This is a genomic window from Streptomyces sp. Root1310, from assembly GCF_001426425.1.
Taxonomy (GTDB): Bacteria; Actinomycetota; Actinomycetes; order Streptomycetales; family Streptomycetaceae; genus Streptomyces.
The window spans coordinates 529,895-552,809 of record NZ_LMEQ01000032.1 but is presented as its reverse complement, the minus strand read 5'-3'; the positions used below and the strand labels follow the sequence as shown (position 1 = coordinate 552,809).

General features: G+C 71.9%; 19 protein-coding genes and 1 pseudogene. 9 read left to right on the top strand and 11 right to left on the bottom strand.

Annotated elements, in window-relative coordinates; genetic code table 11:
* Positions 1-219 precede the first annotated feature (219 nt).
* From ASD48_RS35585 to ASD48_RS35560, 6 genes are all read right to left on the bottom strand, one after another.
* Complete coding sequence (locus tag ASD48_RS35585) at positions 220-1,599, bottom strand: 8-oxoguanine deaminase (RefSeq protein WP_057605992.1); 1,380 nt, start codon at positions 1,597-1,599, stop codon at positions 220-222.
* 141 nt (positions 1,600-1,740) lie between these two features.
* Positions 1,741-2,646, bottom strand: coding sequence for a factor-independent urate hydroxylase (pucL, locus tag ASD48_RS35580; protein ID WP_057605991.1), 906 nt, complete (start codon positions 2,644-2,646; stop codon positions 1,741-1,743).
* Positions 2,647-2,650: 4 nt separating this feature from the next.
* Positions 2,651-3,076 carry a hydroxyisourate hydrolase gene (gene uraH / locus ASD48_RS35575; protein WP_057605990.1) on the bottom strand — a complete coding sequence of 142 codons (426 nt, stop codon included), beginning with the start codon at positions 3,074-3,076 and terminating at the stop codon, positions 2,651-2,653.
* A gap of 8 nt (positions 3,077-3,084) precedes the next feature.
* Entirely contained in the window at positions 3,085-3,594 is a 510-nt protein-coding gene (uraD, locus tag ASD48_RS35570; RefSeq protein ID WP_057605989.1) for a 2-oxo-4-hydroxy-4-carboxy-5-ureidoimidazoline decarboxylase, read from the bottom strand.
* 222 nt (positions 3,595-3,816) lie between these two features.
* Positions 3,817-4,185: a helix-turn-helix domain-containing protein gene (locus tag ASD48_RS35565; protein WP_057605988.1), complete on the bottom strand. Its 369-nt coding sequence runs from the start codon at positions 4,183-4,185 to the stop codon at positions 3,817-3,819.
* Entirely contained in the window at positions 4,182-4,466 is a 285-nt protein-coding gene (locus ASD48_RS35560; RefSeq protein ID WP_057605987.1) for a hypothetical protein, read from the bottom strand. The genes ASD48_RS35565 and ASD48_RS35560 overlap by 4 nt, the downstream gene beginning before the upstream one ends.
* Positions 4,467-4,691: 225 nt before the next feature.
* Between ASD48_RS35560 and ASD48_RS35555 the strand changes: the two genes are divergently transcribed.
* The 4 genes from ASD48_RS35555 (at position 4,692) to ASD48_RS35540 (ending at position 8,184) form a co-directional block, all read left to right on the top strand.
* On the top strand, positions 4,692-5,513 hold the full coding sequence (locus ASD48_RS35555; protein ID WP_057605986.1) for a TIM barrel protein: 822 nt from the start codon (positions 4,692-4,694) through the stop codon (positions 5,511-5,513).
* Between the two features lie 25 nt (positions 5,514-5,538).
* Positions 5,539-6,441, top strand: a complete 903-nt coding sequence (locus ASD48_RS35550) for a 2-hydroxy-3-oxopropionate reductase (protein ID WP_057605985.1) — start codon at positions 5,539-5,541, stop codon at positions 6,439-6,441.
* Positions 6,442-7,086: 645 nt separating this feature from the next.
* Positions 7,087-7,335 (top strand): hypothetical protein, encoded by a 249-nt coding sequence (locus ASD48_RS35545; protein ID WP_057605984.1) that lies wholly within the window; start codon positions 7,087-7,089, stop codon positions 7,333-7,335.
* Between the two features lie 135 nt (positions 7,336-7,470).
* Positions 7,471-8,184, top strand: coding sequence for a hypothetical protein (locus ASD48_RS35540; protein WP_057605983.1), 714 nt, complete (start codon positions 7,471-7,473; stop codon positions 8,182-8,184).
* A gap of 99 nt (positions 8,185-8,283) precedes the next feature.
* On the opposite strand, the gene gcl is transcribed toward ASD48_RS35540, so the two are convergent.
* The gene (gene gcl, locus ASD48_RS35535) at positions 8,284-10,068 is read right to left on the bottom strand and encodes a glyoxylate carboligase (protein WP_057605982.1); all 1,785 of its coding nucleotides are present in this window, start codon (positions 10,066-10,068) and stop codon (positions 8,284-8,286) included.
* A gap of 962 nt (positions 10,069-11,030) precedes the next feature.
* Between gcl and ASD48_RS46250 the strand changes: the two genes are divergently transcribed.
* A complete protein-coding gene (locus tag ASD48_RS46250; RefSeq protein WP_206780425.1) occupies positions 11,031-11,195 on the top strand; it encodes a hypothetical protein in 165 nt (54 codons plus the stop codon).
* 148 nt (positions 11,196-11,343) lie between these two features.
* Here the strand turns inward: ASD48_RS46250 and ASD48_RS35525 are convergent.
* Positions 11,344-12,952, bottom strand: a pseudogene (locus tag ASD48_RS35525) (AMP-binding protein).
* Positions 12,949-14,619, bottom strand: coding sequence for an AMP-binding protein (locus tag ASD48_RS35520; protein WP_057605980.1), 1,671 nt, complete (start codon positions 14,617-14,619; stop codon positions 12,949-12,951). Before ASD48_RS35520 ends, ASD48_RS35525 begins: the two are co-directional and overlap by 4 nt.
* Before the next feature lie 187 nt (positions 14,620-14,806).
* On the opposite strand from ASD48_RS35520, the gene ASD48_RS35515 reads away from it, so the two are divergent.
* The 3 genes from ASD48_RS35515 (at position 14,807) to ASD48_RS35505 (ending at position 19,838) form a co-directional block, all read left to right on the top strand.
* Positions 14,807-15,709: a helix-turn-helix transcriptional regulator gene (locus ASD48_RS35515; protein ID WP_057606118.1), complete on the top strand. Its 903-nt coding sequence runs from the start codon at positions 14,807-14,809 to the stop codon at positions 15,707-15,709.
* A 223-nt stretch (positions 15,710-15,932) separates the two neighbouring features.
* Positions 15,933-18,752: a LuxR family transcriptional regulator gene (locus ASD48_RS35510; RefSeq protein ID WP_057605979.1), complete on the top strand. Its 2,820-nt coding sequence runs from the start codon at positions 15,933-15,935 to the stop codon at positions 18,750-18,752.
* A gap of 294 nt (positions 18,753-19,046) precedes the next feature.
* On the top strand, positions 19,047-19,838 hold the full coding sequence (locus tag ASD48_RS35505) for a serine protease (protein ID WP_057605978.1): 792 nt from the start codon (positions 19,047-19,049) through the stop codon (positions 19,836-19,838).
* 156 nt (positions 19,839-19,994) lie between these two features.
* On the opposite strand, the gene ASD48_RS35500 is transcribed toward ASD48_RS35505, so the two are convergent.
* Positions 19,995-21,104, bottom strand: coding sequence for a winged helix DNA-binding domain-containing protein (locus ASD48_RS35500; protein ID WP_057605977.1), 1,110 nt, complete (start codon positions 21,102-21,104; stop codon positions 19,995-19,997).
* Between the two features lie 156 nt (positions 21,105-21,260).
* Positions 21,261-21,569, bottom strand: a complete 309-nt coding sequence (locus tag ASD48_RS35495) for a trypco2 family protein (protein ID WP_057606117.1) — start codon at positions 21,567-21,569, stop codon at positions 21,261-21,263.
* Positions 21,570-21,734: 165 nt separating this feature from the next.
* Here ASD48_RS35495 and ASD48_RS35490 point away from each other — a divergent pair, with 165 nt between their 5' ends.
* Positions 21,735-22,862: a trypsin-like peptidase domain-containing protein gene (locus ASD48_RS35490; protein ID WP_057605976.1), complete on the top strand. Its 1,128-nt coding sequence runs from the start codon at positions 21,735-21,737 to the stop codon at positions 22,860-22,862.
* Positions 22,863-22,915 lie beyond the last annotated feature (53 nt).

Sequence of the window (22,915 nt, the reverse complement as noted above, 5' to 3'; positions counted from 1 at the left end):
CGGGTACACGTCGGCTCTGACGCGGGTGTCAGGGAGGTGGTGCGGCGGTGCGGGAGTACCTGGAAGCCGGAGGTACTCGCAAACGGGGACGGTGGGGAACCGTTCCGGGGCACGCGCGTTCCACGCGCGCCCCGGCCACGGCTACCGGTCGAGGGCCGTCCCCCCCGACCGGAGTGCGGTGCTCGCGTCGGGACCGGGTCCCTTGCCGAGCGGGTGTGTTCAGCCCTGTGCGGCGATGCGCGCCAGCCGCTGTGCCTCTTCCCGCGTCGAGCGGGCGATCGCGTCCTCGTCGGCGTGCAGCAGTCGTCCGTCCTCGACGATCTGACGGCCGTTCACGAAGGAGGCGGTGACGGGGGCGGCCGCGCCGAAGACCAGGGCGGTCACCGGGTCGGCGATGGAGGCGTGGGCGAGGGTGTCCAGCTTCCACAGCACCAGGTCGGCCAGCTTGCCCGGCTCCAGCGAGCCGATCTGCGCGGCGCGGCCCAGGACCCGGGCGCCGCCGTGGGTGCCGAGGCGCAGTGCCTGACGGGCGTTCAGGGCGGCCTCGCGGTGGGCGCCGAGGCGGTTGATGAGCAGGGCGTTGCGCAGTTCGGTGTGGAGTTCGCCGGACTCGTTGGAGGCCGTGCCGTCGACACCGAGGCCCACGGGGACGCCGGCCTTGAGCATGTCGGGGACCCGGGCGATGCCGGCCGCCAGCCGGGCGTTGGACGACGGACAGTGGGCGACCCCCGTCCCGGTCCGGGCGAAGGCGTCGATGTCGGCGTCGTTCATGTGGACGCAGTGGGCCATCCACACGTCCTCGCCGAGCCAGCCGGTGGACTCGAAGTAGTCGGTCGGTCCCATGCCGAACAACTCGTGGCAGAACTTCTCCTCCTCGACCGTCTCCGAGCCGTGGGTGTGCAGACGCACGCCGAGGCGGCGGGCCGACTCGGCCCCCTGACGCATCAGTTCGGTGGAGACGGAGAAGGGCGAACAGGGGGCGACGGCGACCTGGGTCATCGAGTCGAAGGAGGCGTCGTGGTGCAGCCGTACGGTCTCCTCGGTGGCGGCGAGGGCGCCCTCCAGGGTCTCGACGGCGAAGTCCGGGGGCAGGCCGCCGTCCTTCTCGCTGCGGTCCATGGAACCGCGGGCGAGGGTGAAGCGGACGCCCATGTCGCGGGCGGCGCCGATGATCGCGCCGGACAGGTCGCCGGAGCCCCTGGGGAAGACGTAGTGGTGGTCCATGGCGGTGGTGACGCCGCCGCGGGCCATCATCGCCAGCGAGCCCTGGGCGGCCGCGCGGACCATCTGCTCGTCGATGCGCGCCCAGGTGGGGTAGAGGGCGACGAGCCAGTCGAAGAGGTTGTGGTCGGTGGCCAGGCCCCGGGTGATCCACTGGTAGAAGTGGTGGTGGGTGTTGACCAGGCCCGGGGTGACCAGGTGCCCGGTGGCGTCGATGCGGCGCTCGACGTTCTCCAGGCCCTCGGGGGCCCGGCCCGCGCCGAGCGACTCGATCCGGTTGCCGGCGAGAACGAGGTGACCGTTCGCGTACTCGGTGTCCTGGGCGTCGACGGTCGCGATCGAACAGTTCTCGATGACGGTGCGCCGGTCTGCTGCCATGGTGTCGTCCTTTTCACTCAGTGGACTCTGGTGGAGAGGGCACGGCAGGACCCTGGGAGTTTGAGTGCCGTGGCCGGTGAGGCGCGGGCTCGCCGGCCACGGGTGCCGAAAAAGGGGCGGTGCGGGTTCAGCGGTTCGGGTTCAGAGGTTGGTGAGGTCCGCCGGGATCCTCGCCTCGCAGCCGTCCCGCAGAACGGTGCCCTCGATCAGTCCGTAGGGACGGTCGGCGGCGTAGTAGACGGCTCCGTCGGCGGTGTCGTTCTTCAGTCCGAACGGCTTCAGGTCCACCAGGAAGTGGTGCTTGTTGGGGAGCGAGAAGCGGACCTCGTCGATCTCGCCCCGGTGGTCGATGATCCGGGCGCCCATGGCGTACAGGGTCTGCTGCAGGGAGAGGGAGTAGGTCTGCGCGAAAGCCAGCAGCAGGTGCTTCTTGACCTGGGCGTACGACTCCTCCCAGTCCGGCGCCTGCTGGGCGTCGTCGGACCAGTTGAAGCGCCAGCGGCCCGACACCTCGGTTGCCAGGACGCGGTCGTACGCCTCGGGCAGTGTCGTGTACTCGTCCTTGACGTAGCCCCAGAACTCGGAGTTCGTCGAGTTCATGACGGTGAGGTCCTTGAGCCCGGAGACGACCTCCCAGGACGAGCCGTCGTAGGTGATCTGGGCGAGGCGGGTCTCCTGGCCCTGGCGGACGAAGGAGTGCTCGTCCTCGCCGGGCGTCCCGATCCGCTCCCAGCCGTACTCCTCGATGCGGATCCGCGCGGTCCTGATCGGTTCCTGCGAGGTCACGAAGTGGCGGGCGAGGTGGATGCCGAACTGCTCGGCGGACTCGATGCCGTGCTCCTTGGCGAACGCGTACACCGTGTTCTTGGTGGTGTCGGTCGGCAGCACGTTGGCGTTCGAGCCGGAGTAGTGGACCTCGTCCATGTCGCCGCTGAGCGACACGGACACGTTGAGGTCCTTGATGTGGTGGGTGGTGCCGTCCCGCGTGATCTTGACGACTCGGTTCTCGGCCTTGCCGTACTGGTTCTGTCCCAGGTAGGTGGGCATCTAGCTAGCTCCCTCGGTAAACGGAGTAGCCGAACGGGTTGAGCAGCAGCGGTACGTGGTAGTGCTCGCCGGGCACGACGGCGAAGGTGATCGCCACCTCCGGGAAGAACACTGCTGGGGGACCGCTGTCCCGATTCGCGGGGGCGTCCTGCTGCGCATCGGCTTGCTTCTTCTCGGATCGCTCGAAATACGCCTCCACGGCGAAGTCGAGCCGTACATGGGTGGTCCCGTCCGGCAGCGCCGGCAGGTCCTTGCAGCGGCCGTCCGCGTCGGTCGCGGAACCGCCGAGCGCCCGCCAGTCCCCTTCCTGCCCGTCCCGGGCACCCCGGCCCGAGCGGGCGGAGAGGTGGACGGCGACTCCCGCGGCGGGTCGGCCGACGGAGGTGTCCAGGATGTGCGTGGACACCGATGCGGTGCTGCTGGTGCTCATGGGGTGTGTCAGTCCTCTTCGACGAGTCGGGCGAGGCGGATACGGTTGATCTTGCCCAGTTCGACGCGGACGATCTCCCGTTCCTGCTCCGGCGCGTTGCCGATCCGTTCCTTGACCGCGTCGCGCATCTGCTCGCCGGTGCGACCGGTGGCGCAGATCAGGAAGACCTGGCCGAACCTCTCCTGGTAGGCCAGGTTCAGTTCGAGCATCTCCGCCCTGAGCTCCTCGGAGGCGCCGGCCATGCCGCGCTGTTCACGGGCCGAGGTCGGGTCGCCGGGCTTCGGACGGCCGATCGGCGGGTGCCCGGCCATCGCCTCCGCCAGGTCCGTGGCGGTCAGGCCGGCCGTGGCGGCGTCGCTGACGGTGTACAGGTCGTCGACGGTGGCGTAGGGGCGGCCCGCGAGCAGTCGGGTGGCCCACGCGGTGGAGGCGCACGCCTCGTGGAGCGCGGCGCGGGCCACGGACTCCTCGAGGTCGTTGAACCGGGCCAGGCCCGGGGGCGGGGAAGTCGAAGTCACGGGAGCCTCCGTGGCCGCGGGACGGCCTTCGTGCTTGAGCGGGCTGCGGCCAGCTAACGCCTGTCCGCGACATCACGTCAACACTTTGTTGAAAATTCCGGGTAACGAAACCCGGCCGTCTCCCACTGGCTCGCCGACCGCCCCCCMCCCGCCCACCCGGCTGTCCCCCACCGGCTCCACGGCCCGTCCCCGGTCGGCCCGGGAGACCCCGGGGAAGGCCGCTCAGGCCTCTTTCTCCCGGTTGAGATAGTTGTAGACCGTGAAGCGGCTCACCCCGAGCGCGCTCGCCACGGTCTCCACACCGTGCCGCACGGAGAAGGCGCCGCGCGCCTCGAGTATCCGTACGACCTCCTGCTTGGCCTTGCGGTCCAGGTCGGCCAGCGGTCTGCCCTTCCTGCGCTCCATGGCGGCGAGGATGTGGTCGAGGGAGTCGGCGAGCTGGGGCAGGCGCACGGCGACGGCGTCGACACCCTCCCAGGCCAGGACGACGTCGTCGGCGCCGGCCTCGTCGGGCGGGATCATCTCCCCGCCCATCGCGTCGATCAGCGGCTTCACGGCCGCGATGAAGGCCTCGTCACCTGAGGTGCTCACACGCCCTCCCCGACGACATCGCCGTCCGTGTCCCGGTCCGCGTCCCCGATGACGTTGACCTGGAGCGAGATGCGGGTGGCGCCCGCGCCGAGGGACTTGCGCAGCAGGGCGTCCACGGCGGCGAGCACGGCGTCGGCGGCCCCCTCGGCGGTGTTGCCGAACGGCCCGACGTCCACCGTGTCCAGGTCGGCCGCCTCGATCACCTCGCGGGCGACCAGCGCGTGCGCGGGCGCCTCGTCGAGGTCGAAGGGCTCGGTGGTGAACTCCACTTTCAGTCGCATCGCGCCCCACACCTCTCTCAACGGGACCGGACCTCCGGCGCCCGGACCCCGACCTTAACGGACCGGACCGACGATCACCCCGGACTCGGGATTCCCCCTCGACCGGGCTCGGGCGCCCCCTCATCCCCTTGACAAGCCGCCCGACCCACCGGCAATCTTCCAATAAGCAGAAAACAACTTCCGCAATACGGAAACACTCGACACGGAAGGGAGCGCGGAACCCCTATGGGCTTCGAAGACCAGCGCTTCAACGTCAACCTGTCGATCCTCTTCACGGAACTCCCGCTCCTGGAGCGCCCCGCGGCCGCCGCCGCGGCCGGCTTCACCGCGGTCGAGCTGTGGTGGCCCTGGATCGACTCCCCCACCCCCGAGCGGTCCGAGCTGGACGCCCTGAGGAAGGCGATCGAGGACGCGGGCGTACAGCTCACGGGCCTCAACTTCTACGCCGGACAGCTCCCGGGCCCCGACCGCGGCGCCCTGTCGCTGCCCGGCGAGGAGTCGCAGCGGTTCCGCGCCAACATCGACGTGGCCGCCGGTTTCGCGCAGTCCCTGGGCTGCCGCGCGCTCAACGCGCTGTACGGCAACCGCCTCGACGGCGTCGACCCGGCCGAGCAGGACGCCCTGGCGCTGGAGAACCTGGTCCTCGCGGCCCGGGCCGCGCACCGGATCGGCGCGATCCTGCTCGTCGAGGCGCTGAACCGGCCCGAGTCGCCCCGCTATCCGCTGGTCGGCGCGCCGGCCGCGATCGGGATCGTCGACAAGGTCAACGACGCGACGGGGCTCGGCAACGCGAAGTTCCTGATGGACCTCTACCACCTGTCGATGAACGGCGAGGACCTGCCGTCGGTGATCGAGCGCTACGCCTCGCGGACCGGCCATGTGCAGATCGCCGACAACCCGGGCCGCGGCGCGCCGGGCACCGGCTCGCTCCCCCTCGAGGACCTCCTCGACCGGCTGCGCAAGGCCGGATACGACGGCTGGGTCGGCCTCGAGTACAAGCCGGGCGACCGTCCGAGCGCCGAGGCCTTCGACTGGCTGCCCCGCTGATCCCCCGTACCGAGAGGCACCCCCGATGAGCAACGCACTTCCCGCACTTCCCAAGATCGCCTGGATAGGTCTCGGCATCATGGGCTCGCCCATGTCCGAGAACCTGCTCAAGGCGGGTTACGACGTCACCGGCTTCACCCTGGAGCAGGACAAGCTGGACCGGCTGGCCGCCGCCGGCGGCACCGCCGCGGGGTCCATCGCCGAGGCCGTGCGCGACGCCGACGTCGTGATCACCATGGTGCCCGCCTCACCGCAGGTCGAGGCCATCGCCTACGGCCCCGACGGCATCCTGGAGAACGCGCGGTCCGGGGCGCTTGTGATCGACATGTCCTCGATCACCCCGCAGACCTCGATCGACCTGGCCCGGGCGGCCAAGAACAAGGGCATCCGGGTGCTCGACGCCCCCGTGTCCGGAGGCGAGGCCGGGGCCGTCGAGGCCGTGCTGTCCATCATGGTGGGCGGCGAGCAGGCCGACTTCGACGAGGCGGAGCCCCTCTTCGAGGCGCTCGGCAGGACCATCGTGCTGTGCGGTCCGCACGGCTCGGGCCAGACCGTGAAGGCCGCCAACCAGCTGATCGTCGCCGTGAACATCCAGGCGTGCGCCGAGGCCGTGGTCTTCCTGGAGAAGTCGGGCGTGGACCTGAAGGCGGCGCTGGACGTCCTGGGCGGCGGGCTCGCCGGCTCGACCGTGCTGGCCCGCAAGAAGGACAACTTCCTCACCCGTGACTTCAAGCCGGGCTTCCGGATCGACCTGCACCACAAGGACATGGGCATCGTCACCGACGCCGCCCGCAACGTCGGCGCGGCCCTGCCCGTCGGCGCGGTGGTCGCCCAGCTGGTCGCGAGCCTGCGCGCGCAGGGCGACGGCGGACTGGACCACTCGGCCCTGCTGCGGGCCGTCGAGCGCCTCTCGGGCGCGCGGCTCTGAGACTTCCGGGCGGCGCCGTCGCTGACATCTGTCCTGTCGCGCCCAGGCGGCGACGCCGCCCGGAAACCACTTCCGGCAACCGTTTCCGGCAACGCGTTCCGGAAGCCGTTTCCGGCAACCCGGTCCGGAAAGCGTTTCCGGTATCCCGTTCCGGAAGCCGTTTCCGGCAACCCGGTCCCGAAGCCGTTTCCGGCAACCTGTTGCCGCCCGGTTCTCACGGCACCGGCGGCGACGTAACAACAAGCTCGCGCATGGGTCCTGACGATAAGTCATCACTTCGTGCGCGCGGCCCGCGACCGTACCGCGCGACCCGGATGAGGGGTGGCCGCCGGACACGGGCGCGGGCAGGGCGAGGACCGCGGCGGCGTGCGAGCCAGTGCGGTGGTGAAGGAACGGGGCCCGCTTCTCGACCTGAGGGAAGCCCGCTCCCGGCTCCGTCGCAACCCGCCGCGGTCCCTGCCCCCACCATGAACACACCACACCCCTCCCAAAACTCCGTCCGGCGGCGCGAACGTCCTGTCGCGCCCAGCCTCGCGCCGTCGGGCGGCCACCCGTACCCCAGCGCTCCCCCGTCAGCAGGACCGACGAGGGAGCGCCGCGCGTTGCCCCCTGGACAAGGACGCCGGTCCGGATATGAATACGAATATGAACAATTCGCCGCAATATCCGCACATCGTGGTCCACCCCCCGGCACTGGACGGGTCCCGGCGGGTCACCTCGGGTGACGCTGTTCTCGGGGTCGCCTCCCATCTCGACGACGTCGTCGAGATCCTCCGCCTGGCCGACCTGGACCGGATCGAGGTGGAGGAGAGCGACCTCATCGAGTGGCAGGGCGGCGGCCCCGACTACTGGCCGGGACTGTCGGAGGAGCACGGGCGCCGGCCCGAGGAGTAGACCGCCGCCCGCCAACCTCAAATCAACCTCTGAAGTCCGTTCAAGAGGCTTCAACCACCCCCGGCCAAGGGCACATTGTGGTCACGCGGGGCCCGCCGACACGGGGGCGGCGGGCCTCGTTCCGGGGGTGGGGACATGAACGGTGGTACGTCGGTCCGGCTGGAGCCTTACGAGGTCGCGTTGCTGCGGGGCGGTCCGCGGGCGGCGGTCACGGTGGCCGCGCTCGCCCTTCAGCTGCGCGGGCTGGTCGAGGCGGGACGGCCGGGCAGGATCCGGGCGACGAGGGCACCGGGGGTGACCGGAGCGCCGGGGGTGACCAGGCCGACGAGCGCGACGGGGACGCCGTCGGCCGAGGACGCGGGAGGCGGTCGGTCGGCCCGGGGCGCCCAGCCGCCCGTTCCGGACACCCCGGACGCCCAGCCTGCCCTGGACGCCTTGCCCGAGGCGGTCCACGCGGCGCTGCAACGTCCCGCGAGCTTCGCCGAGTTGGAGGCCCGGCCGGATGTGCGGGAGGCGCTGTCCGGGCTGCGGGCCGGGCTGGTGGCGGCCGGGATGCTGCGCTCCCTTCCGCCGCGACGGACCCGCGCCGCCCGGCGCGCTCTGCGCGTCCTGCGGGACGGGCATCCCCTGCCGACCGGCAGGAAGGGTCTGTCGACGGAGGACGTCCTGATGGCGGTGGCCCTGCACGGCGAGCCCGCCCTGAGTGTGCTGGCGGCACGCTTCGCCCTGCGGGCGGGTCTGATCGCCCGGGCCGAGGTCGCGGACGAGGGGTTCCACCGACGCTCGCCGCGGGGCGGCGGCACGGGCGGGGTGATGTACAGCTGCGGCGGGGGCGGCGGCCCGGACTGAACTCCCCCGGAACGCCTGCGGAAAGAGCGAAGGGGCGGCCCATCCCACGGATGGGCCGCCCCTTCGCGACGACGGACCCTCGGCCCCGGTCCTGCCGCCTCAGACCTTCAGCGTCCTGATCGACGTCGGCGCATGCCCCGGCTCGGTGGCCGGCTCCTCGAACTCCACCACGTTCCCGATGTCGTTGGTGCCGCTCATCGAGATGTTGGTGACACGCTCCAGGATCGCCTCCACGACGACCGGCACCCGGAACTCGGCCGCCAGCTTCTTGGCCTGCTCGAAGGCGGCCCCCAGCTCGGCGGGGTCCGTCACCCGGATCGCCTTGCAGCCGAGGCCCTCGGCGACCTTGACGTGGTCGACGCCGTACACGCCCAGCTCGGGCGAGTTGATGTTCTCGAACTCCAGATTGACCTGGAAGTCGATGTCGAACGCCCGCTGTGCCTGCCGGATCAGCCCCAGGTAGGAGTTGTTGACGAGGACATGGACGTACGGGATCTTGTGCTGCGCGCCGACCGCCAGCTCTTCGATCATGAACTGGAAGTCGTAGTCCCCGGAGAGCGCCACGACCTGCGCCTCCGGGTCGGCCTTCGCGACACCCAGGGCCGCCGGGATCGTCCAGCCGAGGGGCCCCGCCTGGCCGCAGTTGATCCAGTGCCGCGGCCGGTAGACGTGCAACATCTGGGCGCCGGCGATCTGTGAGAGTCCGATGGTGGTGACGTACCGGGTCTCCGGGCCGAAGGCCTTGTTCATCTCCTCGTAGACGCGCTGCGGTTTGATCGGGATGTCGTCGAAGTGCGTACGGCGCTGGAGGGTCGCCTTCTTCTCCTGTGCGGCGGCCGCCCACGCGGAACGGTCGGGAAGCGTACCCGCCGCCCTGGACTCCCTCGCCGCCTCGACGAAGAGCTCCAGAGCCGCCTTCGCGTCCGAGGCGATGCCGTAGTCCGGAGCGAAGATCTTGCCGATCTGGGTGGGCTCGACGTCGACGTGGACGAAGGTGCGGCCGGCCGTGTAGACGTCGACACGGCCGGTGTGACGGTTGGCCCAGCGGTTGCCGATACCGAGGACGAAGTCGGACTCCAGGAACGTCGCGTTGCCGTAGCGGTGCGAGGTCTGGAGGCCGACCATGCCGGCGTTCAGCTCGTGGTCGTCGGGGATCGCGCCCCAGCCCATCAGCGTCGGGATGACCGGAGTGCCGGTCAACTCGGCGAACTCCCGCAGCAGTTCGGCGGCGTCGGCGGTGATGACACCGCCGCCCGCGACGATCAGCGGACGCTCGGACGCGTTCAGCATCGAGAGCGCCTTCGCGATCTGCGCACGGGTCGCGGCCGGCTTGTAGACGGGCAGCGGCTCGTACGTGTCCACGTCGAACTCGATCTCCGTCTGCTGGACGTCGACCGGCAGGTCGATCAGGACGGGGCCCGGCCGGCCGGAGCGCATGAGATGGAAGGCCTGCTGGAAGACGCCGGGCACCTGGGCCGCCTCCAGGACGGTGACCGCCATCTTGGTCACCGGCTTGGCGATGGACGCGATGTCGACGGCCTGGAAGTCCTCCTTGTGGATCACGGCGGTCGGGGCCTGGCCCGTGATGCACAGGATCGGCACGGAGTCGCCGATGGCGGAGTACAGCCCGGTGATCATGTCGGTGCCGGCCGGGCCGGAGGTGCCGACACAGACCCCGATGTTGCCCGGGTGGGTACGGGTGTAGCCCTCGGCCATGTGCGAGGCGCCCTCGACATGACGGGCGAGGGTGTGGTTGATCCCGCCGGAAGCCTCGAGCGCCGCGTAGAAGGGGTTGATCGCCGCGCCGGGGACACCGAACGCGCTGGTGACGCCCTCGCGCTTGAGGATCTCGACTGCCGCGCGGGCAGCGGTCATACGAGCCATGGGCTACTCCTGCTTCGACTGCTTCAGCTGCTCTAGCTGTCGGATTCGCTCTCCCGTCGCGCCCCGCGGTGAGCCCTTCCATCGGTGGACAGCATTCCCGCACATTTCCGTGATGCGGAAAATACTTTCTACTATCTGGAAGCAATGTATGTGGGGGCGCGAAGGTCGTCAAGAGACGGACAAGCGGGGTCCGGAGGAGGACGATGGGGGCCATGCCCGAGAGCGTGCCGGTGCGCTGCCCGGCCTGTCGGCGCGAGCGCCTCTACACCGCGCCCTGTTACCCGTGCGCGTGCGGTGCTCCCGTCACGCCTGTGCTCGACCGGCGGACGGCACCGTCGACCGTCGCGCACCGGGCGTGGGACGAGGAGTGGGTCGCACTGCGCTGCCCCGCCTGCCACCGCCGTCACCAGTGGCCGCACCCCGAACTGGGCTGCGCCTGCGGAGCGGTGATACGGATCCCGGTGACCGACCCGGCCCCCGAGCCGGGGCCGGGGCAAGGCGGGAAGCCGGGGCAAGGCAGGGAGCCAGGGCAACGGACGGAGCCGGGGCAACGGACGGAGCCGCCCGGGCCGGGGATGGAGCCGAGGCCCGAGCCAGGGCCGGAGCCCGGGACAACCGCGTCGACGCCGACGCCGACACCGCCGGCGCCCTCCCCACCTGCATCAACACCATCGCCATCGCCAACGCCCGCACCGGCACCGGCACCGGCACCGGCACCGGCACCGGCACCGGCACCGGCGGCACAACGGCGTGCCTTTCGGCCCGTCGCCATCCGGACCGCGCGCGACGCGGTCACCACCGCCGCGCTCTATCTGAACTGGCTCGGACACGGGGACATCCGGCGGGCCGATCAGCGGCCCACCTCCGGCATCGGCCTCGCCGCCCGCGGGCTCGTGGCCCAGGTGGACCCCAGCGTTCGCCCGGCCTCACTGCGGGACGTGGAATGCCTGTGGCTGACGGCCATGACGGAATCCGCGGACTGTGTCTACTTCTCCCTGGCCGGATACGCCGAGGAGGCCCGCGCCCGCGCCGACCAGCTGCGCGTGCCGCTCTTCGTGCTGGACCTGACGGGCACCCCGCAGCCGGTCAACGCGATGGCCGACGCCCTCGACGCCGGGGACGCCTGAGGCGACGGCCGTCGCCGTGAGAAACCGGGGCGGCCCGAGCATCCCGAGCAACCCCGGTAACCCGGACACGCGAAGCACGGACACGCGAAGCCCGGACACGCGAAGCCCGGAGACCCGAAGCACGGACACCCGAAGCACGGAAGCCGCGCTATAGGCCGTACCCCTCCCGCAGCTCGATCTTCCGCACCTTCCCCGAGACGGTCATCGGGAAGGCCTCCATGATCCGCAGGCCGCTCGGGATCTTGTAGTGCGCGAGCCGGCCCTCGCAGTAGGCGCGCAACTCCTCCAGCGACAACGGGTCCGCCGCGTCGGCCGGGATCACACACGCGAGGACCTCCTCGCCGTACTTCTCGTGCGGGACACCGACGACCTGCACGTCCTGGATCTTCGGGTGGCCGTAGAGGTACTCCTCGATCTCGCGAGGGTAGATGTTCTCCCCCGCCCCGGATGATCATGTCCTTGATACGGCCGACGATCTCGACGTAACCGTCTTCACGCATCACCGCCAGGTCCCCGGTGTGCATCCAGCGTCCCGCGTCGATCGACTCGGCGGTCTTCTCGGGCTCGTTCCAGTAGCCGAGCATCACGCTGTAGCCGCGGGTGCACAGCTCGCCCGCGACGCCGCGCGCTCGGGTCACCCCGTCCACCGGGTCCACGACCTTCACCTCGATGTGCGGCAGGACCCTGCCCACGGTGCCGGTGCGGTGCTCCAGATCGTCCTCGCGGCGGGTCTGGGTGGAGACGGGCGAGGTCTCGGTCATGCCGTAACAGATCGACACCTCCGCCATGTTCATCTCGGCGACCACCCGTTTCATCACCTCGACCGGACAGGGCGAGCCCGCCATGATGCCGGTGCGCAGGGAGGAGAGGTCGTAGGTGGCGAAGTCGGGCAGGTTCAGCTCCGCGATGAACATGGTCGGCACGCCGTACAGGGAGGTGCACCGCTCCTGCTGGACCGCCTCCAGCGTGGCCTTCGGGTCGAAGGACGGGGCCGGGACGACGATGCAGGCGCCGTGCGAGGTGGCCGCCAGGTTTCCCATCACCATGCCGAAGCAGTGGTAGAAGGGCACCGGGATGCAGATCCGGTCCTGCTCGGTGTAGGCGATCGCCTCGCCCACGAAGTAACCGTTGTTGAGAATGTTGTGGTGGGAGAGGGTGGCTCCCTTGGGGAAGCCCGTGGTCCCCGAGGTGTACTGGATGTTGACGGGGTCGTCGCAGGACAACTCGTTTCTGCGGGTGCGGAAGGCCTCGTCGAGGTCGGGCGTTCCACGCCGCAGCAGGGCATCCCAGCTCGGATCCCCGATGTAAACGGTCTCCCGCAGTTGCGGGCATCTGCCGCGTACCTGCTCGACCATCGCGCGGTAGTCGCTCGTGCGGTGGCCGAGCGAGGCGAACAGCACGGAGATCCCGGCCTGCCGCAGGACGTACTCGACCTCGTGCGTGCGGTACGCCGGGTTGATGTTCACCATGATCGCGCCGATCCGGGCGGTGGCGTACTGGACGTGCACCCACTCCGCGCAGTTGACCGCCCAGATGCCCACCCGGTCGCCCTTGGCGACCCCGCTCGCGAGCAGCGCGTACGCCAGCCGGTCGACGTCCTCGACGAATCGGCGGTACGTCCAGCGCCGCCCCGACGGCACGTCGACCAGTGCCTCGCGGTCCGGCCAGCGCTCCGCCGTCCGGTCCAGGTCGGCCCCGATGGTGTCCCCGAGCAGCGCGGTCGCGCTCGTCCCGTGCGCGTACGACGCCCCGCTCACCGGAAGTCCTCCTCGCGGTACTCGTCCGGCGAGCCCGCCTCGGTCGCCGCCCGCAGCTCGATCCGGCGGATCTTGCCGCTCACCGTCTTCGGCAGGGGGGCGAACTCCAGACGGCGGACGCGCTTGTACGGGGCGAGGACCTCGCGGGAGTGCTCGAACAGCACCTTCGCGGTGTCGGGACCCGGCTCCCAGCCCTCGGCGAGCACGACATAGGCCTTGGGCACGGCGAGGCGCAGCGCGTCGGGGGCCGGGACGACGGCCGCCTCGGCGACCGCCTCGTGCTCCAGCAGCGCGCTCTCCAGCTCGAAGGGGCTGATCTTGTAGTCGGAGGCCTTGAAGACGTCGTCGGCCCGGCCGACATAGGTGAGGTAACCGTTTTCGTCGCGGTTGCCGATGTCGCCCGTGCGGTAGTAGCCGCCGGCCATCGCCTCCGCCGTGCGGTCGGCGTCGCCGTGGTAACCGGTCATCAGGCCGACCGGCCGGGCCGCCAGGTCCAGCGCGATCTCGCCCTCCTGCGCACCCGGCGCGCCGGACACCGGGTCGAGGAGCTCCACCCGGTAGCCGGGGCTCGGCCGCCCCATCGAGCCGGTCTTCAGGTCCTGTCCGGGGCTGTTGGCGATCTGCACGGCCGTCTCGGTCTGCCCGAAGCCGTCCCGGACGGTCACCCCCCAGGCGCGCCGCACCTGCTCGACGACCTCGGGATTGAGCGGCTCACCCGCGGCCACCGCCTCGCGGGGCGGGGTGCGCAGCTGGGTGAGGTCCGCCTGGATGAGCATGCGCCAGACGGTGGGCGGGGCGCAGAACGTCGTGACCCCCGCCCGGTCCATCTCGGTCATCAGCCGGGCCGGGTCGAACCGGGTGTAGTTGTGGATGAAAACGGTTGCTTCGGCGTTCCAGGGGGCGAAGAGGTTGGACCAGGCGTGCTTGGCCCAGCCGGGCGAGGAGATGTTGAGGTGTACGTCGCCCGGCCTGAGCCCGATCCAGTACATCGTCGACAGATGCCCGATCGGATACGAGGTGTGGGTGTGTTCCACCAGCTTGGGGCGGGCGGTCGTACCGGAGGTGAAGTAGAGCATCAGCGGGTCGTCGGCGAGGGTGGGGCCGTCGGGTGTGAAGCCGGCCGGGGCGGTGCGGGCGTCCTCGAACGGCTGCCAGCCCTCGGGGGCGCCGCCGACCGCGATGCGCCGGTAGTCGCCGGGGACCGCGTCGAACTTGCCGGTGTCCTCGGTGCGGACGACGACGTGCCGGATGCGGCCGCGTTCCACGCGGTCGGTGAGGTCGGCGGGGCCGAGCAGCGGAGTGGCCGGGACGACGACGGCCCGCAGCTTCATCGCGGCCAGCGCGGTCTCCCAGAGTTCGGCCTGGTTGCCGAGCATGACGAGGATCCGGTCCTCGGCGGCGACACCGCTCCCGCGCAGCCAGTTCGCGAGCCGGTCGGAGCGCTCCGACAGTTCGGCGAAGCTGAGACGGGTTTCGGAACCGTCTTCTTCCACGATGTGCAGGGCGGTGCGCCCGTTGCCGTCGGCGATGACGTCGAACCAGTCGAGGGCCCAGTTGAAGTGCTCCGGGCGGGGCCACTCGAAACGCTCGTAAGCGGTGGTGTAGTCCTCGCGGTGTTCCAGCAGGAAGTCGCGGGCTCTGCGGAAACGCTCCGTCGCCGTCGTCATCTGTCCTCCGTGCTTTCTGGGCATGTTCGGCCGGCTCGCCTCCGGGGCTCGCTCAGCCCCTGCGGCCCACTCCCGTGGTGCCGGACCATTGCCGGGCGGCTCTCTGCCATCGTGTAATCCGTGATGCAGGTCTCACTACCCCCGGACGGGGGTGTGCGGCACCACGCCGCGCGGAAAGGGCGAGAACGTGGCGGCAGACGCGGCCGGAACGGTGGAGATTCGCGGTGCGCTGGCACGGCTGCGGCGGGCGACGGGGCTGCCGGTCGCCTTCGGTGGTCTGGTGGAGCCGGGGCGGCAGCGGATGCGGATCAGCGAGTTCAGCGGCGCGGCCGGTCTCGCGCTGCGCGGACTGGCGGTGACCTCCGGCAACGGCCTCGGCGGCAAGGCGGTGGCGCTGGCCCGCCCGTGCGCGGTGACCGACTACTCCCTCTCCCGGCAGATCAGTCACGAGTACGACGCGGCCGTCGCGGCGGAGGGCCTGCGCTCGGTGCTGGCGATCCCGGTGGTCGTGGGGCGCCGGGTGCGCGGGGTGCTGTACGGCGCCCTGCGCACGGCCCAGCCGCTGGGTGACCGCACGCTGACCGCGGCCGTGCAGGCGGCGCGGGACGTGGAGCAGGCGCTGGTGGCCGGGGACGCGGCGCGGGAGCTGCTGGCGGCGGCCCGGCCGGGCGCCGCGGGCCCGGGGCCCGCTCCGGCCCCCGGGGCCCCCGCCGGGACAGGCCCCGGGACGGGCGCCGGGGCGGGGGCAGGGGCGGGCTGGGAGCAGGTGCGGGAGGCGCACACGGCCCTGCGCGCCCTGGCCCCGCGGATCGCCGATCCGGCGCTGCGCGCCGAGCTCCTCGGGGTCTGCGGGCTGCTGGCGCCGGGGCCGGCGGAGCGGCCGCCGGGACAGCCGGTCGCCCTGGCCCCGCGTGAGCTGGACGTGCTGGCGTGGGTGGCGGCGGGGGCGACGAACGCGGCCGCCGCCGAGCGGCTGGGGCTGCGTCCGGAGACGGTCAAGGGTTATCTGAGGTCGGCGATGCGCAGGCTGGGCGCGCACACCCGGGGAGAGGCGGTGGTCGCGGCCCGGAGGGCGGGCCTGCTGCCCTGAACGCGGGGTGCGCAACATGCCCGTAGCGCGGGCGGTGCAAGATGCGGGGGAGCAGCGATCACATCAAGCCAGGGAGGCCCCTCACGACAAGAGACCATTCATCCATCGCCTCCATGAATTTCCCTATGCGTCACGTTGTTATATGCCTCACCACGCCGTGTCTCCGAATTTCAAAGGGACGTTGCCTAGAATTTGGCCCGGACACGACACTCGGAGGGGAGCGGTGACCGTGCGACGGGACTTCAAGGAGCCTGCCAGATGCCGCCCCGACCTGGTCATCGGCAGGGACGAGCTGTTCACGGCCGCCCGTGACCAGCTGACGCGCGGCGGCAGCGTGCTGCTGCACGGTCCGGCCGGAATAGGAAAGTCGACCGTGCTGCGGGCATTGGCCGCGGATTACGGCGAGGCGGCCCGCACCGTCCTGCGCTGCTCGGCGACCGAGTCCGAATCCCATCTCCCCTTCCTGGCCCTCGCCGACCTCTTCGGCCTCGTGCTGGACGAGGTCTCGGACAAGCTGCCCGTCGCCCAGCGCACGGCCCTGGAGTCGGCGCTCACCGGCCGAGGCGAATCGACTCTGCAACGCGACGGCCTCGCCCTGCGTCTGGCCGTGCTGTCGGCCCTGCGCGCGCTGGCCGCCGCGGGTCCCGTCCTGCTCGTCGCCGACGACCTCCAGTGGCTGGACTCGGCCAGTGCCGAACTCCTCGGCTTCGCCGCCCGCCGGCTCGGCGACACCCCCGTCCAGCTGCTGTGCGCGGTGCGGACGGAGGAGCAGGAGTACGACCGTCATCTACGCGCGTCCCCGCCCGACACCCTCGCCGTCCGGCTCAACCCCCTCTCCCGCGCCCAGGTCTCCGCGCTGCTCGACCACCGCGGCTACAGCGACCTGCCCCGCTCGACCATGCGGGAGATCCACCGCACCAGCGGCGGCAACCCCCTCTTCGCCCTGGAACTGGGCCGCGCCCTCGGCGAGAGCCCGACGCCGCCCCGGCCCGGCGAGCCCCTGCCGGTGCCGACCTCGCTGCGCGCCCTGGTCCTCAGCCGCCTCGACATGCTGTCCGACGAGGCCCGCCGCACGCTGCTCGTGGCCAGCGCCGGCGCCCGCCCCACGCTGGCCCTGCTGCACGCGGCCGGCCGCGAGAACGCCGAGGCCGAGACGGCGCAGGCGGCGGCCCTCGGGCTGCTGGCGACGGAGCCCGAGGGGCCGGCCGTACGGTTCGCGCATCCGCTGATCTCGGCCGCGCTGTACGCGGAGGCGCCCGCCCAGGAGCGCCGGGCCGCGCACGCCGCGCTGTCCACCGCCGCCTCCGATCCGATCGAGCGGGCCCGCAACCTCGCGCTGGCCACCACCGGCACCGACCCGGAGGTCGCCGCCCGGCTCGCCGAGGCCGCCGCGCTCGCCCGCGACCGGGGCGCCCCCTCGGTCGCCGCCTCCCTCGGGCTGCTGGCCGCCCGGCACACCCCGCCGGACGGCGCCCCCGCCCCGGACGACCGGCGGCTCCAGGCCGCCGAGGACGCGATCACCGCCGGCGAGGTGGACCTCGCCCGGGACGTCGCGCGCGAGGTGCTGACCCGGGCGACCGTGCCCGCCGAGCGGATCCGGGCCTGGGAGGTGGTGATCGAGGCCGCCGGGCAGTCCCTGGGCGAGGTCGACGCCGTCTTCCCGCAGGCCCTCGCCGACGCCGGTGACGACCCGCGGCTGCTCGCCCTGGTCCATTACCGGCTGGCCTGGCGCAAGCTGATCGTGGAGGGCGACTTCGCCGAGGCCCGCGAGGAGGCCGCGCACACGGCCGATCTGGCGGCCTGCGGGGACGACCGGCGCACCGAGCTGATGGCGCTCTCCTTCCAGGCCTCGACCGAGACCCTGATGGGCCACCCGAACGCCCCCACCACCATCAAGCGGGCCCTGCGGGAGCCCCAGGACCCCTACGTGGCGTGCCATCACAACGGTGTCGGGGCGGCCCGCTTCCGCTGGCTGCTGATGAGCGATCAGCTGCCCGAGGCCCGGTCGACCATCACCGCGCTGCTGCGCGAGGTGCGCCGCCGCGGCATGGTCGAGAGCGAGGTGCACTTCCAGCGCTTCCTCGCCGAGACCGAACTGCGCTCCGGGCACTGCGGGCGCGCCCTCGACCTGGCCCGCGAGAGCCTCCGGCTGGCCCGGGACTCCGGCATCGGCCTGGGCGCCTCCGCGATGCTGGCCTCCCTCGCCGAGGCCTCCGGCGGTGACGTCGACCGGGCGCTGGCACTGGCCCGGGAGGCGGCGGGCAAGGCCGAGGAGGACGGCGACCAGATGTACGTCTCGCGCGCGCTGGCCGCGCTGGGCCACGCCCAGTTGGTGGCCGGGGACGCGGCGGGCGCGGTCGGCTCGCTGCGCCGGGTGCGGGAGCTGGAGCAGGGGCTGGGCATCACCGACCCCGCCCGGGGCCGCTGGCAGGGCGACCTCGCCGAGGCGCTGGTCCGGGTCGGCGAGCCGGGCGAGGCACAGGACGTCATCGACGTGACGCGCGAGCACGCGCTCCGGCTGGGCCGGGAGAGCGTGCTGGCCGTGCTGGACCGGGCCGAGGCGATGGTGCGGGCGGCCCGCGGCGACCACGAGGCGGCGCTGTCGCGGCTGACGTCCGTTCAGGACCGGCTCGCCAAGCTGGGGTACGGCCTGGAGGAGGCGCGGGCGGCGTTCGCGCTGGCGATGCTGCGCACCGGGCGGCCGGGCCCCACGTCGTTCGACGAGGCGGCCCGATTGTTCCGGCGGTGCCGGGCGCTGCCCTGGCTGCGCCAGGTGGACGCGGCGGTCGCGGCGGCCGTGCCGGGGACGGTCGCCGTGCCCCCGCAGACCGCTCCCCCGTCCGACGCGCTGGAGGGGCTCGCCTCGATGGAGCGTCAGGTCGCCGCGCTCGTCATGGAGGGCGCGACCAACCGGGAGATCGCCGCTCGCCTGTTCATCAGCGTCAAGACGGTCGAGGCGACCCTGACCCGGGTCTACCGCAAGCTGGGGATCCGTTCGCGGGTGGACATCGTCCGACTGGCGGCGGGGCGTCACGCGAAGTGAGGAATCCGCGGGTTAACTGCCCCTGAAGGGCTCCCCGCCCTCAGCGGGTGCTGTGCCCCGCGCGGCGGTCTCCCTGAGCGCCCCCTCGGCGGCGACTGTGGCTCGCCTGAGCCGACCGAGGGTTTTCCCTGCCCCAACTCCCTTAGGGGGTTCCCTCATTGGGGGGAACGGGTGCCGGGTCCTAGCTTAAGGGACGTGCCGCTCGCCCGGGCATACGGGGGTCGGTCCCGCGACCCCCGTGCTACCCCCCACACCCGCGCGACCCCCCACCGGCAACCCCCACCGAGGAGATCCATGTTCGGGCTCAACCGGTTCAAGAAACCCGCCGCCGTCCTCGCGGCGACCGCCGCGGCGGCGGCGACCGCACTGCTCAGCGCCCCCACCGCTGTCGCAGCGCCCCAGCCGATCGTCGGCGGCACCACGACCACGACCACGACGTACCCGTTCATGATGCAGATCACGGACGCCTCGCAGAACCAGTTCTGCGGCGGCACCCTCGTCTCGGCGACCAAGGTGGTCACGGCCGCCCACTGTATGGTCGGCGAGACCACGAGCAGCGTGCGGGTCGTCGGGGGACGCACCTACCTCAACGGCACCAACGGCACGGTCAGCCGGGTCAGCAAGATCTGGATCAACCCGGACTACACGGACGCCACCAACGGTGACGACGTGGCCGTCCTGACCCTGTCGACGTCGATGCCGTACACCACGGCGTCGTACGTCTCCTCGTCCCAGACCGGGGTGTACGCGACCGGCGCCACCGCCCGCATCATCGGCTGGGGCACCACCTCGGAGAACGGCAGCTCCTCCAACCAGCTGCGGACCGCGACCGTCCCGATCGTGTCCGACACCAGCTGCAAGAGCTCCTACGGTTCCGACTTCGTCGCGACCGACATGGTTTGCGCCGGATACACATCCGGCGGCGTAGACACCTGCCAGGGCGACAGCGGCGGTCCCCTGCTCATCGGGGGCGTCCTGGCAGGGATCACTTCTTGGGGCGAGGGCTGCGCGGAGGCCGGCTACCCGGGTGTCTACACCCGGCTGACGACCTTCTCCAGCCTGGTGACGACGCAGGTCAACTCGTAGCCCGTCACCGTGTAGCAGCCTCCGAGAACTCCTGAGCACCCCTCAGGGAAAGACCGGGGGGCGCTGCGAGCCTCCACGAGCGGCCCGCAGCGCCCCCTATCCAAGCCCTCACCGGTCCGCGGTGGGGGCTTCTCGTCTGCCCGCGGAGCGCGGTGGTCAGGACCGTCCGACGGTCCCGAACCGGATGTCGTGGGGCTGCCCCGGGTGCATGACGGCCAGCATCCGCTCGCCCTCGGCGGTGACTTCCCGCCGCTGGGCCGCGGTGAGGGTGCCGAAGGGCTCGACGACCAGGGCGTCCTGCTCCCGTTTCCACACCCCGGCCAGGAAGCCGTCGACCAGGAGGGTGCAGTACGCCTGGTTGCCCTGCCAGGAGCGGCCCCGGTACGCGGCCGGGACGACCCGGGTGCGGTCGGCGTGGGAGAGGAGGAGGTTGTCGAACTCGGGGAGGAAGCGGGGCGGGGCCGGGGTCCGCGGGTCGGGGCGCGGCGCGCCGGGGAGGTCGAACAGCTCGACGCCGTGCTCGTCGCGGAAGGTGAGGAGGTCCGGACGCAGGCGTTCGAAGGCGTCGCGCAGCCGGGTCAGACCGGCCCAGGTCTGCATGTCCTTGACGGAGGCCGGACCGAAGGCCGCCAGATAGCGCAGGACCACGGAGTCCGCCGTCGGGGCGCTCCGCGCGGGCCGGCCCAGCCAGTGCTCGGCGGTGGTCAGCGCGACCTGCCCGCTCCTGCCCCACAGTCCGCGCGGGGTCACCTGGACCAGGGGCAGCCGGCAGCGGGCGGCGACGGCGAGGGACTGGGGGTCGGCGTCCGGCCACTCGACGCAGAGCGCCTCGCGCAGCTGCTTCATGGTGCGCGGCTCGGCCTCGACGAGGTCGCGGGCGAGGACGGCGAGCCGGTCGAGGTCGACTCCGGCGAGGCCCTTGCGGAAGTACGTCAGCTCGCGGTCGCGGGCGGGCTGGACGAAGGGCCGGAGCGTCAGGCAGTCGTCGGCGGTGTGGGTGTGGATGGTGGACCGCATGCTGACGATGCGGACGGCCTCGCGGCCGGCCATCAGCGTCGACAGGTCCTCGGGGACGAACCCGTCGAGTCGGGCGGCCAGCGCGTAGTACGGCGGCTTCACGTTCTGCGCCTGGAGCCCGAGCAGATGTTCCACGGCGTCCCCGGCGGACATCGGCGACGGCCGCAGCAGCAACTGCCGTTCGAGGGTGGCGCGGTTGAGGGCACGAGCGCCGAGCACGGGGCCCGCCGGGTACGTCGTCTTCGTCATGAACGCAACGTAGCGGGACTTGCGGACACCCTCTGTCCGCGGACGCGCCGGAGCCGTTCCGCAGGTCTCGGCCGGCCCGCGCCACTCCCCGTCACCCACACCGGTGAGCGCGTCGGCGGCTTCCGCCAGGTACTCGGCGAGGGCGGCCCGCGGGCGTCACCGCTCTCCGCTGATCTCCTCGCCCGCGATCAGGACCGTGCGCGCGGTCCCGTCGGCGGCGACGGACTTGGGGTGCAGCGTGAGCGTGATGCGCTGCGTGGCCGTCCGGGCGTACTTGCCCTCGGCACCGGCTTCCACGACCCAGAACCGGACCTTGCCGCTGCCGCCCGCCTCACGGGTCACGGCGACCGTCGCCTCCACCTCCACGGGACCCAGTTCGAAGCGCACCGGCGGCGCGACCTCGTCGGCCATCGCGGCGATCAACTCCCGGCGTAACTCCCTCAGCACCTCGGCGAGTTCAATCACGGCGCTCCCCACCCCCAGGGTCCATGGCCGCATATTACCGACACCGCTCGCCCCGACCTCCCGGCTGCCGAAGCCGACTGGACGCCCGGCGGTCCGGGTATGCCTGTGACGACCTCGGACCCAGCGGCGCCGAAGCAGAGTTGCCGATACCGGAGCGATGAGACCATGACCGCACCGACCTCCTCCCAGGGCCTCGAACCCGGCAGGGTTGCCGAGGTCATGGTCTCCGCGCACGGCGGCGAACCGGGCGGCCGCGGCTCCGGGTATCTCGTGGGAGACCGCTGGATCCTGACCACGGCGCACACGGTACGGACGCCCGGCGCCACCGTCACCGTGCGGTTCGACGCCGATCTGCCCGGCCAGTGGGTCTCGCCGACGCGCGTCCTGCTCCTCGCCGACGCCGCCGATGTGGCCCTGTTGGAGATGACCGGTGCGAAGACCCCGCGCCCGTCGGTCGCGTCACCCCGCTACGGCCTGGTACCGGACGCCGATCTGGTGCTGCCGTGCAGCGCCATGGGCTTCCCTCGTTTCAAACTGAGGGACCCCCGGGCACTGCGGCCGTTCGAGGACGGCACACCGGGCCCCTACCGCGACTCCTGTCATGCCACGGGGACCATCTCCGTGCTGTCCAACCGCAGGGAGGGGACTCTCGACTTCGCCGTGGCGGCCCCGGACCACTGTCCGGACCCCGGTCACTCCCCCTGGGAGGGCATGTCCGGGGCGGCCGTCTGGCATGACGGGGCCGTCATCGGCCTCGTCAGATCGCATCATCACGCGGACGGGCCGGGCCATCTCGCCGTGGCACGGGTCGACCGATGGTTCGATCTGCTGACGGCCGACGAACTGAGGCTGCTGCGGCACGCCGCCGGCTTCCCCGAGGGCCCGGACGGCCTCTTCGCGCCGGGGTCCGCGCCGACACCCCACGGCAGCCTCGTCGGCCTGCCGGACTCCGTTCCCCTGCGCGAGCTGGACGGCCTGGTGACGGCCCTCACGGCTCTGCCCGTCATCAGGGACAGGTCCCGCCTCGACCTCGTCCTGCAGAACATCGATCCGGTGATCGCGGCGAACGCGCCCCGCGACGCCGTCCTGCGGGTGGACGTCTTCGGCATCGTGAAGACCTGCCTGAGCTACCCGGGCACCCTGGACGCACTGCTCGAGACGGTGCGCCTCATCGAGAGCGGCTCCTCGGCAGCCGCCCGGCTGGACCGCGCGGTCGCGGAACTGATGCGACGTCAGGGTTTCCCCGGAAAACGGGCGGTGGTGTCCCACACCCCCACCGGGACCGAGAGCTGATCCATGAGCCATGATGTGAACGTTGTGGAAAGCTAGCTCTCCGAATGAAGGGG